General features: G+C 35.6%; 15 protein-coding genes. 10 read left to right on the top strand and 5 right to left on the bottom strand.

Features of this window, described 5'->3' with window-relative positions; all coding sequences use genetic code 11:
- The first annotated feature begins 60 nt into the window (after positions 1-60).
- The 7 genes from G5W_RS0113395 to rlmD all read left to right on the top strand — a co-directional run bounded on the left by G5W_RS0113395 (position 61) and on the right by rlmD (position 8,193).
- Complete coding sequence (locus G5W_RS0113395) at positions 61-1,326, top strand: helix-turn-helix domain-containing protein (RefSeq protein ID WP_010097422.1); 1,266 nt, start codon at positions 61-63, stop codon at positions 1,324-1,326.
- A 13-nt stretch (positions 1,327-1,339) separates the two neighbouring features.
- Positions 1,340-1,492, top strand: a complete 153-nt coding sequence (locus G5W_RS23800) for a hypothetical protein (RefSeq protein WP_010097419.1) — start codon at positions 1,340-1,342, stop codon at positions 1,490-1,492.
- 313 nt (positions 1,493-1,805) lie between these two features.
- Positions 1,806-2,099, top strand: coding sequence for an Asp-tRNA(Asn)/Glu-tRNA(Gln) amidotransferase subunit GatC (gatC, locus tag G5W_RS0113385; protein ID WP_010097416.1), 294 nt, complete (start codon positions 1,806-1,808; stop codon positions 2,097-2,099).
- Between the two features lie 29 nt (positions 2,100-2,128).
- Positions 2,129-3,595: an Asp-tRNA(Asn)/Glu-tRNA(Gln) amidotransferase subunit GatA gene (gene gatA, locus G5W_RS0113380; RefSeq protein WP_010097414.1), complete on the top strand. Its 1,467-nt coding sequence runs from the start codon at positions 2,129-2,131 to the stop codon at positions 3,593-3,595.
- The gene (gene gatB / locus G5W_RS0113375; RefSeq protein WP_010097412.1) at positions 3,595-5,025 is read left to right on the top strand and encodes an Asp-tRNA(Asn)/Glu-tRNA(Gln) amidotransferase subunit GatB; all 1,431 of its coding nucleotides are present in this window, start codon (positions 3,595-3,597) and stop codon (positions 5,023-5,025) included. The genes gatA and gatB overlap by 1 nt, the downstream gene beginning before the upstream one ends.
- Positions 5,026-5,289: 264 nt before the next feature.
- Positions 5,290-6,204: a diacylglycerol kinase gene (locus tag G5W_RS0113370; RefSeq protein WP_010097410.1), complete on the top strand. Its 915-nt coding sequence runs from the start codon at positions 5,290-5,292 to the stop codon at positions 6,202-6,204.
- Between the two features lie 609 nt (positions 6,205-6,813).
- Positions 6,814-8,193, top strand: a complete 1,380-nt coding sequence (rlmD, locus tag G5W_RS0113365; protein ID WP_010097409.1) for a 23S rRNA (uracil(1939)-C(5))-methyltransferase RlmD — start codon at positions 6,814-6,816, stop codon at positions 8,191-8,193.
- A gap of 313 nt (positions 8,194-8,506) precedes the next feature.
- Here the strand turns inward: rlmD and G5W_RS0113360 are convergent, their stop codons facing one another.
- Positions 8,507-8,797 carry a hypothetical protein gene (locus tag G5W_RS0113360; protein WP_157998050.1) on the bottom strand — a complete coding sequence of 97 codons (291 nt, stop codon included), beginning with the start codon at positions 8,795-8,797 and terminating at the stop codon, positions 8,507-8,509.
- 265 nt (positions 8,798-9,062) lie between these two features.
- Between G5W_RS0113360 and G5W_RS0113355 the strand changes: the two genes are divergently transcribed.
- Entirely contained in the window at positions 9,063-9,959 is an 897-nt protein-coding gene (locus tag G5W_RS0113355) for a serine hydrolase domain-containing protein (protein WP_010097407.1), read from the top strand.
- Positions 9,960-10,065: 106 nt separating this feature from the next.
- Here G5W_RS0113355 and G5W_RS0113350 read toward each other — a convergent pair whose 3' ends face one another.
- On the bottom strand, positions 10,066-10,968 hold the full coding sequence (locus G5W_RS0113350; RefSeq protein ID WP_010097406.1) for a DMT family transporter: 903 nt from the start codon (positions 10,966-10,968) through the stop codon (positions 10,066-10,068).
- 151 nt (positions 10,969-11,119) lie between these two features.
- Between G5W_RS0113350 and G5W_RS0113345 the strand changes: the two genes are divergently transcribed.
- Positions 11,120-12,913 carry an ABC transporter substrate-binding protein gene (locus G5W_RS0113345; RefSeq protein ID WP_010097404.1) on the top strand — a complete coding sequence of 598 codons (1,794 nt, stop codon included), beginning with the start codon at positions 11,120-11,122 and terminating at the stop codon, positions 12,911-12,913.
- Positions 12,914-13,013: 100 nt separating this feature from the next.
- Here the strand turns inward: G5W_RS0113345 and G5W_RS24320 are convergent, their stop codons facing one another.
- Positions 13,014-13,328 (bottom strand): hypothetical protein, encoded by a 315-nt coding sequence (locus G5W_RS24320; RefSeq protein ID WP_010097402.1) that lies wholly within the window; start codon positions 13,326-13,328, stop codon positions 13,014-13,016.
- Positions 13,329-13,517: 189 nt separating this feature from the next.
- On the opposite strand from G5W_RS24320, the gene G5W_RS0113335 reads away from it, so the two are divergent.
- Complete coding sequence (locus G5W_RS0113335) at positions 13,518-14,096, top strand: histidine phosphatase family protein (RefSeq protein WP_010097400.1); 579 nt, start codon at positions 13,518-13,520, stop codon at positions 14,094-14,096.
- A gap of 56 nt (positions 14,097-14,152) precedes the next feature.
- Here G5W_RS0113335 and G5W_RS0113330 read toward each other — a convergent pair whose 3' ends face one another.
- Together G5W_RS0113330 and G5W_RS0113325 are read right to left on the bottom strand one after the other, a co-directional pair.
- On the bottom strand, positions 14,153-14,470 hold the full coding sequence (locus G5W_RS0113330) for a DUF378 domain-containing protein (protein WP_010097397.1): 318 nt from the start codon (positions 14,468-14,470) through the stop codon (positions 14,153-14,155).
- Between the two features lie 66 nt (positions 14,471-14,536).
- Complete coding sequence (locus G5W_RS0113325; protein ID WP_010097395.1) at positions 14,537-14,821, bottom strand: hypothetical protein; 285 nt, start codon at positions 14,819-14,821, stop codon at positions 14,537-14,539.
- Between the last annotated feature and the right edge of the window lie 7 nt (positions 14,822-14,828).

Genomic DNA, 14,828 nt, shown 5'->3' with positions numbered 1-14,828 from the left:
TGCTATCATATAGTTAACAAATAGAAATAGAAACAACTTTTACTAGGAGGGAAGGAATTTATGGAAATTGGCTCCTTTATCAAATTGCAACGTGTCAAGAAAGGAATGACACAAGAAGAACTAGCAGATGGAATTGTTTCTATGAGCTATTTGTCAAAAATTGAAAACCTTCGCACCGAAGCAAGTCCTGAAGTAGTAAGCATGCTTTGTACTCGACTAGGAATTGAGTTAAATAGTGAGAAGGATATTACGATTAAGGAAAAATGTGAACAGTGGTTTAATATGCTCTATGTCGTTAATGATAAAGAAATGATTATCGAGAAATACAATGAGCTAAATGAATTATTATCAGTAGTTCGCTCTGATAGTATGATGTTGTTCGAGATTCATAAGATAAGATACTATCTTGTTCTAGGACAGTATGATAACGCATTAGAGCAAATTAATAGTCTAAATGAGGTTTCTGGTACATTTGATAATTTGCACTTATTCTATTGGTACAAGTTTAAAGGTAATTATGCAACATTGAATAATGAGTATAATCAAGCAATGAATATGTATAAGCTAGCAGAAGATAAAATCAGTCAGATTCATTTATCGGATTCTGAGATTGCAGATCTTCAATATACAATAGCTGTTACGCACAGCAAATTGCTCAATACATTAGAGGTAATTGAGTATTCCAATAAAGCTATTGATATTTTTCAAAGAGAGTATAATTTTATTCGTTGCGCTCAATGTCATATTCTCTTAGGAATTTCTTATAGAAGAATAAAAATGTATGAAAAGGCAATTAAACATTATAACCTAGCTAGACATCTAGGTGAATTGAATAAAAATAATACTATTATACAGTTGACCAATCAAAATTTAGGTTATTTATATTCATCGATAGGTGACTCGAAAGAAGCAATTAAGCATTATCTTGGAGCTATAGATGATGAATCAGTTGGTTTAAATGAAAGATTAATAGCGATAACAAACCTTATAAAGGAATATTATAAAACAGGCAATTTTGAGAAAGCTTTGGAAGTAATTGAAAAAGCAAAGAAAATTTTGGAGTTAGCGAAAAACAACGTTTTTTACGAGGTATATTACTATATCATTCACTCCTATGTATATGCAATTAATAATGAGTATGAACAGTTTACCACATTAGTAATAGAGAACCTTATACCCTACTTGAAAAAGCATAAGGATCATGGAAATTTGATTCTATTTACTAATATGCTAGCAAAGCATTTTGAAGAAGTAGGTAGATATAAGGACTCTGTTAAATATTATAAACTAGCAAACCTCACCTATGAGGAAATTGTTAATTTGTAAAGGGGGGATAAACTTGAAAAAACTATTTGCTTCAGTAGCTTTAGGAACACTTCTTATGGGAGGATTTTTATTCATGCAAGACAATCAATCGACTGAATTAGCACATGGAGAAGCAGAACCAAGCGTATTAAGAGCTTCATTTACTTCTCCTATCAATCTATTCTAATTTGAATCAATTTACTTAAGCTTGTCAGTAAATCTATGTTTTTTACCCTATTACTATATGATAGATTTGCCTGAAGTAGTGTGGAAACTGCTTCAGGTCTTTTTTTTGTTTATTTTTATTTTTGCTTGGAAATGTTGGATAAGTTGCCTAGTGAAGGGATATTCTGCTATTATCAATAGTATTGTGAATGCTTTTTTTATATATAGAAAGAGAGTCAAAATATGTTGACTGGTAAATAACCAATCTTCGGTGTATGTATTTTTATGAAGCCCTAATTTTTAATAAACATGGACTATATATGGAGGTGCAAGAGATGGCAGAAATTACAAAAGAGCAAGTGAAACACGTAGCAAATTTAGCACGTTTAGAGATATCTGAAGAGGAAGCAGAAATGTTCACGGATAATCTAAGTTCTATCATCCAATTTGCTGAACAACTAAATGAAGTGGATACAGATGGAATCGAACCGACTACACACGTATTAGACTTGAAAAATATAATGCGTAAGGACGAGCCGAGACAATGGATTACAAGAGAAGAAGCATTAAAGAATGCTCCTGATCAAAAAGATGGGCAATTCCGAGTGCCGTCTATTCTGTCAGAATAAACTTTGTTAAAGAATAAGGAGGGAAATAGATGTCATTGTTCGATCATAGTATAAAAGAAATCGAAGCAAAATTACATAATAAAGAAATTACTGTAAGTGATCTTGTTGATACTTCTTATAAACGAATTCATGAAGTAGATGATAAGGTACATGCATTTTTAACACTAGATGAAGAAAGTGCACGAGCAAAAGCAAAAGAATTAGATGGAGAGACAGATACTACTGCTAAGCTATTCGGTATTCCTGCAGGGATCAAGGATAATATCGTAACGAAAGGTTTGCGTACTACTTGTGCGAGTCAGTTTTTACGTAACTTCGATGATCCATTATATGATGCGACAGTTGTAGATAAGTTACATGCTGAAAAGGCAGTTACTATTGGGAAATTAAATATGGATGAATTTGCAATGGGTTCATCAAATGAAAACTCTAGCTTCACTCCAACACGTAACCCGTGGAATACGGATTATGTTCCAGGAGGATCAAGTGGTGGTTCTGCAGCTGCAGTAGCTGCTGGAGAGGTTCTTTTCTCCCTTGGTTCAGATACTGGTGGTTCTATTCGTCAACCAGCCGCATTTTGTGGAGTGGTTGGACTAAAACCAACATATGGTTTAGTATCTCGTTTCGGTTTAGTGGCATTTGCATCATCTTTAGACCAAATTGGTCCATTAACTCGTAGTGTAGAAGATAATGCTAGAGTATTGGAAGTAATCGCTGGACATGACAAGATGGATTCCACTAGTGCAAATGTGGATATTCCTTCTTATACAGAAGCACTTACTGGGGATGTTAAAGGATTAAAAATAGCCGTACCAAAAGAATATCTAGCTGAAGGTGTTAACCCAGAGGTAAAAGAAGCAGTTCTAGAGGCACTAAAAGTCTACGAATCACTTGGAGCAACATGGGAAGAAGTTTCATTGCCACATTCAAAGTATGCAGTTGCTACATACTATCTAATCTCATCTTCAGAGGCTTCAGCAAACCTAGCTCGTTTTGATGGTGTTAGGTATGGTGTGCGCTCTGAAAATGCAGAGAACATGATTGATATGTTTAAGAAATCCCGTAGCGAAGGCTTTGGGGAAGAGGTTAAACGTCGTATCATGCTTGGAACCTTTGCACTAAGCTCAGGTTACTATGATGCATACTATAAGAAGGCTCAAAAGGTTCGTACATTAATCAAAAATGACTTCGATAAAATATTTGAAGAGTATGATGTTGTAATTGGACCTACGACTCCAACACCTGCATTTAAGGTAGGAGAAAAGATTAAAGATCCATTAACAATGTATGCAAACGATATTTTAACGATCCCGGTTAACCTAGCAGGTGTACCAGGAATTTCAATCCCATGCGGTTTATCAGCTGAGGGACTTCCAATTGGTTTACAAATCATTGGAAAACACTTTGATGAACGTACAGTATATCGTACAGCACATGCTTTTGAACAAGCTACTGATCATCATAAGAAACGACCTCAAATCGGAGGTGCAAATTAATGAATTTTGAAACAATAATTGGTCTAGAAGTTCACGTTGAACTGAAAACAAAGTCAAAAATATTTAGTCCTAGTCCGAACGCATTTGGGGCAGATCCAAATACGAATGTAAACCCTATTGACTTAGGATATCCTGGTGTTCTTCCAGTGTTAAATGAAGAAGCAGTAAACTTTGCTATGAAAGCTGCCATGGCTTTAAACTGTGAAATCGCAACGGATACTAAATTTGATAGAAAAAACTATTTCTATCCGGATAATCCAAAAGCATACCAAATCTCACAATTTGACCAGCCAATTGGTGAGCATGGCTGGATTGAAATTGAGGTTGGTGGCAAGAAGAAGAAAATCGGTATTACTCGTGTGCATTTAGAAGAGGATGCTGGGAAGCTGACTCATGGTGATGATGGGTATTCTTATGTAGACTTTAACCGCCAAGGAACACCATTAATTGAGATTGTTTCGGAGCCTGATATGCGCACTCCGGAGGAAGCTTATGCATATCTTGAAAAGCTAAAGACAATCATTCAATATACAGGTGTTTCTGACGTGAAGATGCAAGAAGGTTCACTACGCTGTGATGCCAACATCTCGTTAAGACCATATGGTCAAGATAAATTCGGAACGAAAACGGAATTGAAGAACCTAAACTCCTTTGCCTTTGTTCAAAAGGGACTAGAGTTTGAAGAAAAACGTCAAGAGAAGGTTCTTTTATCAGGTGGAGAGATCCTACAAGAAACACGTCGTTTTGATGAGAAAACGAAAGAAACTATTCTGATGCGTGTGAAAGAAGGTTCGGATGACTATCGTTACTTCCCTGAACCAGACCTAGTTCCACTTTATATTGATGAAGCCTGGAAGGAACGCATTCGCAGTGAAATTCCTGAGTTACCAGACGCACGTAAGCAGCGCTATATGGATGAACTTGGATTATCAGAATATGATGCAGCTAACCTAACAAACTCCAAGGAAATGGCTGATTTCTTTGAGGATACCGTGAAGCATGGCGCGGATATTAAGCAAGCCTCCAACTGGTTAATGGGTGAAGTTTCCGGTTACATGAATAAGCATTATAAAGAACTACATGAGCTTGCTCTAACACCAGAATCATTGGGTAAAATGATTAAGCTAATAGAAGATGGAACCATTTCTTCTAAGATTGCCAAGAAAGTCTTTGCAGAATTAGTGGAAAAAGGTGGAGATCCGGAAGAAATTGTTAAAGCACAAGGGCTTGTTCAAATTTCGGATGAAGGCCAATTACGAGAAATTATTACAGGAATACTGAATGAAAATGAACAGTCAATCATTGACTTTAAAAACGGTAAAGACCGTGCACTTGGTTTCCTAGTAGGACAAGTGATGAAAGCAACAAAAGGACAAGCAAATCCACCAATGGTTAATAAAATTTTAGTTGAAGAAATGAACAAACGATAAGATGCCATTTAGGGGGGGAACCCCCTTATGGCATTTTTTTATGTGCAAGCTTTTATCGAACATAAAAATTTGTAATGGACAGGAAACCATTGATACTTCCCATTTTAAACAATTGTAGGAAGTGCTTTTCTAACTAAAAAACTTTTCAAAGTTAAGAAATATGGCTATGATAGATATGCATGTAAAATTATCCAAATCACAAATTAAACTACTAATAAACACATATAATGCATAATCTATCACTGGAGAGAGGGGACATGTCAGGTGAAAAGAGCCCGTATTATATATAATCCAACTTCTGGCCGAGAAGCATTTAAAAAAGAACTACCAGCTGTTCTAGAAAAGTTAGAAAAGGCAGGATATGAGGCATCGGCACATGCTACTACTGGAGAAGGAGATGCCGTCCAAGCAGCTCGAATTGCTGTTGAACGTAAATACGATATTGTTGTGGCTGCTGGTGGAGACGGGACCATTAATGAAGTTATTAATGGACTAGCTGAGCAGGAATATCGACCAAAGCTAGGAATCATACCAGTCGGCACTACAAATGACTTTGCAAGAGCGTTATCCGTTCCACGAGATAGTATCCAAAAAGCGGTTGATGTCATTATAGAGGGACAATCCATGCTGCTGGATATCGGAAAAGTAAACGATCAATACTTTATCAATATTGCTGGTGGAGGAAAACTGACAGAATTAACCTATGATGTACCAAGCAAGCTGAAGACGATGTTAGGTCAACTTGCCTATTATGTTAAAGGTATCGAAATGCTACCATCGTTAAAACCAGCTAGGGTAAAGATAGAGTATGATGGGAATATAATTGAAGAAGACATCATGCTATTTCTAATATCCAATACAAATTCAGTTGGTGGCTTTGAAAAGCTTGCACCAGATGCTTGTCTGAATGACGGGCTATTTGACTTACTCATCTTACGCAAAGCTAATCTAGCTGAATTTATCCGTATCGCTAGCTTAGCGCTAAGAGGCGCACATCTAGATGATAAACATGTCATATATACAAAAGCTAGTCATATAAAAGTAACACCAGAAGATAAGATGGAATTAAATATTGATGGGGAATATGGTGGTCTATTACCAGGTGAATTCCGTAATCTCCAACAACATATTGAATTCTTTGTTCCGGAATCCTACTTAAATAGAGAGACTACTAATTAATGGGTAGTCTCTTTTGTTTATATGGAGTGGTTGAGAGATTCCAAGTGCGAGAGTGGAGCGGGATTGGGCGGAAATCGCGCGAGTGAGAAGAAAGTGGCGCGGGAGTGGAAGGAATTCGCACGAATGAGTAGAAAATGCCTCGGGAGTGGAAGAAAGTCGCGCGAGTGAGAAGAAAGTGCGCGGGGTGGAAGGAATTCGCACGAATGAGTAGAAAATGCCACGGGAGTGGAAGAAAGTCGCGAGAGTGAGTGAGAGAGTCGCGCGAGAGTGACAGAAAGTCGCGCGAATGAGAGAAAATGCCTCGGTATTAAGAGAAAGTCGCGCGAGCGTGTAAAAAGTGCCGCGGGAGTAAGAGAAAGTCACGGGGAGGTAAATAAAAGTCGCGCGACTCCTTCTTGTACGCGCAAGTTCCTACATCTTCGCGTAACTTTATTAGATATCTTGTAAGAATTGCCAAATCTCGCGTGCCTTTAGAAGTTTCTAGCGCGACTACAGATAAACTCCGCGCGAGTGTCCGCATCACCGCCCACCCAGCACAATTTTAGCTTTCTCCCATCTAGTTATGATAAGATAGTACCCAGCAAATCGTACGAAAAGGAAGATACATATATGCCAAAACAATCTGCACCAGTAAAAAAGAATGAAAAGATTACCCTTCGTTTTGAAGATTTAACCCATGAAGGTAATGGTGTCGGCAAAATTGACGGCTATCCATTATTTGTTCCTTATGGATTGCCAGGTGAAGAAGCAGTAGTTAAAGTAATAAAAGTGAATAAAAACTTTGGTTTTGGAAAATTAATAGAGGTTAAAAATCCAAGCCCTGAACGTGTTGAACCACCTTGTGACGTTTTCTATAAATGTGGTGGTTGCCAAATTCAGCACATGAGCTATAACTTACAGCTGTCTATGAAACAACAACAAGTTAAGAATGTATTACGCAAAATTGCTCATTTGGACCATGTTCCGGTACATCCGACAATCGGTATGGAAGATCCATGGCGTTATCGCAACAAGGTTGCTATTCCTGTTGGTGAAAAGAATGGCGAGCTTATAACTGGATTTTATCAAATGCGTAGTCATCAAATTATAGAAGACATGGATACGTGTGTCGTACAAGAAGACTTGAATGATCGTATGGTGGAAGCCGTACGCAGAATCGCTAACCGAGTAGGGATCGAAGCATATGATGAGAAAAGCCATAAAGGTGTTCTACGCCATATTATGGTTCGTTCCGGCAGAGAAACAAAGGAAACCATGATTGTGCTCATTACTAGAACGAATGAATTGCCACATGCTAAAGAATTTATTCGCGAACTAACGGAGACTTATCCTAATGTTAAATCGATTATTCATAATATTAATCCTGCTAGAACCAATGTTATTCTTGGAAAGAAAACAAAGGTGTTATGGGGACAGGAATATATTTATGATTCCATTGGACCAATTCGCTTTGCTATTTCAGCAAAATCTTTCTATCAAGTAAATCCTACTCAGACCAAGCATTTATATGATAAAGCTTTGGAATATGCTGCGATTGATGAAAATGATACCGTTATTGATGCGTATTGTGGAATTGGAACCATCTCTTTATTCCTGGCACAAAAAGCAAAGAAGGTCTACGGAGTTGAAATCGTCCCAGAGGCAATTGCAGATGCTAAAGTAAATGCGAAATTAAATGGGATGACAAATGTAGAATTTGAAGTAGGAACAGCAGAAGAAGTTATGCCGAAATGGAAAGAAGATGGGTTAAGACCCGATGTTATTGTTGTGGACCCACCACGTAAAGGCTGTGATGAAGGTCTTTTAAATGCCATGATTGAGATGGGACCAAAACGTATTGTATATGTTTCCTGTAATCCATCAACACTTGCTCGCGACTTGCGTATTCTTGAAGATGGTGGGTATGAAACGAAGGAAGTACAGCCTGTTGATATGTTTCCGCAAAGTATGCATATTGAAAGTGTAGCTTGGTTGGAAAAGCGTTTGTAGCCCAACAATAGAAATTTAACAGTAACAATATAAACGTACAAAATAGCCTTTTTTAAATAATAAAAACTTGAAAAAAGCGTGAGGTAAAACATGGGGATTCTTCGGGATCCCTTTTGTGTGGTTGCAGGTTCCTTCTATTTAGTTATATGAGGAAATCTCGCATTTGATAAATGGCATAATCGCTTCTAATTTTCCTGTCATGGATATTTATCCAATTTTAAATGGGCATGTGTTCTGTTATTAGTCACAAAGGCTAAAGTTCATCATAAAAAGAGTGGTACTCACCAAAACATTGGTGGATACCACTTTTTGTTCAACCTTTTTCATTTTCTATAAATTCAACATGAGAACTTGGTAATTTTTCGTAGAATCCTTTATATTTGCTTACCTGCTTAGAGTCTTCAATATGTAAGTTTGAGTCACTAACTTCTGCAGAATACTGGCTGAATTCTTTTTCACTTTCATTTAGTGTGAATTCTATTTCTAAAGACTCATTTTCATTTTCACACTGAATCATAAGTTTGTCATCTTTCAGTTTATATGTCCCTTCTTCGCCATCAATAGAATTAGTGATTACTTTTCCCTCTAAAAATTCTAATGACATGATAGAGTGATATTTTTCAGGACTAACAGGTGAGGATTTCACAATAATATCAAAAGTTTTCCCCGATAATTCGTTGTTGTTGCTACAAGCAGATAATAAAAGAACAGATATGAGTGATAGAAAGATAAATCGTTTAATCCTAATTGCAATCTCCCCCTGTTAGTAAAGTTTATATAACCTTAATATCGACTATATATTCATATTATACCGTAAATTTTATCTTACCGAAATAATCTGAAATAAACTCGGGTGTTATGGAAGATAGATGGAAGCTTTAGCGGATTTTGAAAAGATCATAAAAAATGACAAAATTGATAGTGTCCTTGTACAGAGGAATAACACTATTATATTTGAATACTTTCGAAACAAAAAAATGAAAGAAAAACAACATAAAATATATTCTGTCACAAAAGTCGTCTTATCGGCACTGATTGGAATCGCAATAGAAAAAGGATATATCGAAAATGTTAATACACCAATAATGAATTACTTTCCGGAACTTACTAACAATAATGAAAAACAGAAGATTACAGTCAAGCACCTGCTGACAATGACTTCGGGGCTGCACTGGCCTGGTAATAGTAGTATGATACCAAGCAAGAATTGGGTCAATTTTGTCCTGCGGCAGGACATGGATCATCCTCCCGGAAAGGAAATGGTCTACAGTTGTGGTTCTTCACAATTGTTAAGTGCAATCTTACAAATGACAACCGGCTTACATACAGAAGCTCTCGCTAAAAAGTATTTATTTACACCTCTAGGAATAACAGATTATAAGTGGAACCGTGATCCTCAAGATATAGCCATTGGCGGATTCGGATTAACGATGAAAACGGACGATATGTTAAAAATCGGAACGCTATATGTAAATAAAGGAAAATTTAAATCCAAACAAATCTTGCCTCAGCAATGGGTTGAAGAATCTACAAGTCCAATAGTCAAAGTTGATGATGGTACTTCATACGCATACCACTGGTGGAATAAACATTTCGACAATCCAATAGGCAGGATTGAACTGGCGGTAGGGTTCGAAGGGCAATATATTATTCTTGCACCTGGATATCAATTGGTAGTTGTTATGACAAGCAGTATTAAAGATGATCCATCAAGACCTATATATTATGTGAAAGACTATCTATTACCTTATGTCATGAATCAGTAGAAATAAACATTTCTAATTTAACATAAACTAACCTATGCAGATCCGGTTTTCGGCGGAAATTAATATTTCCGATACCGGATCTTTTTCATGCCTCGCCAAAAGTAATTTACTCTCTCTTCCTGTTGGCTTTTTGGGGTTGGTCTTCAGTCCCTTTTCCTAATGATAACAATAGAATGGATACTACTAATACGATAGCTCCCAATGTATTTTGAATCGTTATCTCTATTGGAAAAAATGGGAAAGAAATAAGAGCAAGTAGAATTGGACTAAATGCTCTGGTTACATTAGCGATGGAGAAACGTAAATGCTCCAATGCTTTATACAAGAGAAGTGTACCGAGAAATCCAGTGAAAAGGGAAGATAACACGATATACCCTATTCCTGTATAGGAGTAATCACGATTAAAAAAATCTTCTGTAAAAGTGGCGTACAGTAGAACGAACACTAGGGTAATACAATTGTTTGTGAATAAAATAGAATTTGAATTTCTTTCTTTAGACATAGTCTTCTTTATAAATATATTTGTTAATGCGAAAAAGAACGTATATAAAATCGCAAAGAAACTACCTAACCAATTCGTATTAAAATCTCCTCCTTTATTTACAAACAAGAATGCCCCTAAGATAGCTAATGTTATAAAAATGGCTTCGTTTTTACTTAATTTTTCTTTTAGGATTAAAACAGACAATAATACTGCAAATACAGTATAAAATCTCCCAATAAAACCTATCTCAACGGGGGATAGTAAATTCGTGCTAAGAAATAAAAAGATAACCCCAATGGAATTAAATAAAGCCAACCATATTATTTCTTTTTCAAAATAAAATACTACCTTCTTGCGTTGTAGCAAGCCTAATAGATAACTTGCTACTATAACAGTAATCGTGTTAATAACAGCTGCTTTAGCTGGGGAAATCTCTAATAACCCAAATTTTGATAATAATGGTCCCACTGCCATCATGAAAACCGAAAGTAAATTGTAAATATATCCTTTTTGTGTTCCATTCATTTGGCCAACTCCCTAAAACTAACATTAATTTCCTTGATTCCGAATACTAAATTTTACAGAATCTGTAGTTATAATTATAGTTAGTTAAAGGAGAACAAAAAGTGAAAATAATAGATCTTACTTTCACCTTTTACAGGGGGATTATTCGATTATGAAACTACTAGAATACTATCTTCATCTTTTTACTGCATTTTCAAGATGTATAACTTTTCAAAAGGTCCAATTAACTAGAAAAGAAATTAGTAATGAATTGCAGTGCTCTGAAAGAACGGTAACGAATGTATTAAATAGGATGGAAGATAAAAAGTGGATAGAAAGAAACAAGGGAGAAGGGAGAGGGAATTCAACCACAGTAATCTTTTTAAAAACAATGGAAGAAATGCTGGATTACTTCGATAGTGACTCACCTAAACAAGAAGATATTATCAGGTTAGTATCACTATTAGAAACTAATGGGTTATATCATGAGAGAGAACAGGTATATTCTAGCTTGTTAACCAAACTATTTGGGTTAAAAACTCATACTATACCGATGGAAAATGAAGAACAACAAGATTATGAACACTTAAAGATTCCATATTTCCGCTCTTTTAATTCCTTAGATCCTTCTGCAGTTGAAAGGCAATCGGAAAGACATATGGTAGAGCAAATATTTAATACGTTAGTTACTTACGATAAGGGAAATGCGAAAATATTGCCCAGTTTAGCACATTATTGGGAACAAGCCAATGATGGAAAGGAATGGACATTTTATTTAAGGAAGGGTATTTATTTTCACGATAATAAAATGCTTACTTCCAAAGATGTAAAATTTAGTTTTGAAAGGCTATGTCATACTCCTTCGAAATGGATAATCAGACATTTAAAGAACATTAATTGTGTTGGAAGACATGCTATAAGATTTGAGTTTTCGGAACCAATGTATGGTTGGGTTATGTTATTATCTTCACCTAAATGCTCAATAGTCCCCGAAAATTATGGCGGAAAGTCAAAAGAAGAGTTTGCTGCATTGCCTATAGGAACAGGTCCTTATTTAGTAAAAAAACAGGATAAAAACTTATTAAATTTAAGGGCACATTCGTTGTATTTTAATGGAAGAGCATTCATTGACGAGATTTCTATTTTTATTTTACCAACAATTGAAAAGTATTTTCGTGCTAAAAACGTACTACAAGAACCTTTATTTTATATTCCATTTTCGATAAGAGATGATGGTGATAGTAAATATAATTATCTTCAACGTAATCATTTATCAGTAAAGTATCTCATGTGGAATATGAATAAAGAGAATATTAAATCAAATATTTCATTGAGGAATAGGATAACTTCTATTCTAAGTAAGGAACAGATGGTGAAGGAATTAGGGTATCCAAGATTTCAAAAGGCTAACTCATTCACTGGACAAGAATATTATGATGAAACCAGGTCACTAGATGACCAAGGCTACTTAGAACTTGATGAGCCATTAATTCTAATGACATACGAACTAACACCAAATGTAGATGATAGTAAATGGATACAGTCTGAACTTGCTAAGTATCATATAGAACTAGATATAATCCAAGTGCCTTATTCCAGTTTCATTGAAAAGTCGAAACAAGCTGATCTCGTTCTATCTGAATTTGTTTCAGAGAACTCCCTAGAGGTTTCTTTAAATAATTTGTTTCTCTCTGAAAGAAGTGTGTTTTCAAACCTATGTAATTTAGAGGAAGTTTACATAACGGTCGATGAATCGAAGAGAGTAAAACATGAAGAAGAACGGATTAATCTACTAAAACAGCTAGAAAAAGATTTAATTAATCAGGACATTATTGTCCCATTATATTCCACGTACCAAAAAGCATCATTCCATAAAGATTTAATGGGGATCTCTTTGAGTACAGTTGGGTTAGTTCCATTTGAAAAGTTATTCTTCCGTAAGAATAAGAATATGAAGGGCAAATAACTTGTAAGATGAAAAGAATAGAAAAAGGGGCTCCACTACAGGATTCCCTTTTTCTATTCTTTTCAATTAAATCTCTTGCATTATCGTCGCTTCAAAAAAATCATTGTTTCTCCGTCCTCCTCTGATACAACCAAACCACTACAGCAGTAATAATCTGTAAAACACCTGCAATAAGAGAAACCATGACAGCCCAACTTATGAGAACAAAGAATATTATCCCACTTACTGGTGCAACCGGAAGATAACCAAGGATTATATGAATAAATATGTTCAGTATCAATATTAGCAGAAACATTCCTATGCTTATGATATATTTCTTTCTATTACTCCAATTATTATTTTTTGTAATGTAGTACTGCATAATAATAGAAAATAATACAGCGATAATATTCAAAAAAGGTAATAATTTAGCCAAGACCAAGACCTTCTCCCTTTGTACCTTAGTTTTTACTTTTCTGATAACTTTATATTATCATAGAAAACATGGATATTGTTATGGTTTCACTTATGTAAGTATATTGACAGTACGTCCTTATTAAAGGTCACTGAAAGTTGTTGAAAGTGGATTTAACAGTCCCATTATGCAGATTGAAGGGGGTTTTGGATGAATACATACATTTATATGGTTAGACATGCTGAATCACCACACACAGTCGGAACGGAAAGAACTAGGGGTTTGACTGAAAAAGGTGAAAAGGATGTGGAACGGGTAACGCAGATTCTAAAAGACGAGGGAATTGAAGTATTAATTTCAAGTCCATATAAGCGTGCAGTACTTACTATACAGGACTTAGCAAATCATGTAGGAAAAGAAGTGATAGTACATGAAAATCTAAAGGAAAGAATCTTCTCAAATGAAGAATATCGAATTCCAGATAAAGAATTATATCCTTTGCTTCATAAATCATTCTCTAATACAGACTATGCATTACCGGGAGCCGAATCAATTGTTGATTGTCAAAGCAGAGCTATAAGTGTATTGAACGAACTATTAGTCGAATATAAAGGGAAGCACATAGTCTTAGGTACTCACGGTCTTGTTATGACATTGATGATGAGGTTCTTTGATCAACGGTATGACCTGGACTTTTTATTGCAAATGTCTAAGCCGGATATTTATCGAATTCAATTTAATGGTAGTGAAATGGTAGAAGTAAAAAGGCTATGGGCAGAATCCGAATAAAAACGTTTAACAATCATTAAAGCCCTCGCCTTTATGAAGCGAGGGCATACGTCCAACTACCTTAGTGTATCATCATCGCGGTTTTTTACTTTGTAATCGTCATTCTCTTCTGCAAATTCTGTCCCGTAGCTTAGATTTCTAGATCGAACCGTCTGATCACTTGTAGTGTTTTCCGTTTCGTCCATACGAGCAAATAGCATTGGAATGCAAACTAAACTGCTTAAGCCGACAAGGGTATAAACGACACGTGAAAATCCTGATTCCTGACCACCAAAGAGCTGCGCAACTAAATCAAATTGGAACAAACCAACTAATCCCCAATTTATACCACCAATAATCAATAAAGCTAGAGCTATACGTTTTAAAGTACTCATGATTGTATCACCTTCTTTATAGATTTGAGTATATTTTCTGTTCAAAATACAATTTTATACATTCCATTATCTTTTGATGATTATGTGTGGAAGTTGGTAAATTAGGTATAACCCTAGGTAGGATCCTGTTAAAAGAAATAACGGATTAAGAAAAATACCGTGTATATTTGTCATGAACACTGTTTTATCCTTTAGTATTTCATAGATAGAAGTAGCAGCTATATTTCCAAAAGTAATTGCAGAAACTAAAGCAACACCGTCAAAGAAAAGTTTAACTTTATTCCGTTTTTTGGATATAACAAACATGATAATCGGAATTACGATGCTCGCTAAAAGAAGTATAATACTCATATGCTCC

Origin of the sequence: Ornithinibacillus scapharcae TW25 (genome assembly GCF_000190475.1) — a bacterium.
Taxonomy (GTDB): domain Bacteria; phylum Bacillota; class Bacilli; order Bacillales; family Amphibacillaceae; genus Ornithinibacillus; species Ornithinibacillus scapharcae.
This window is presented reverse-complemented; position numbering and strand designations above follow the sequence as displayed.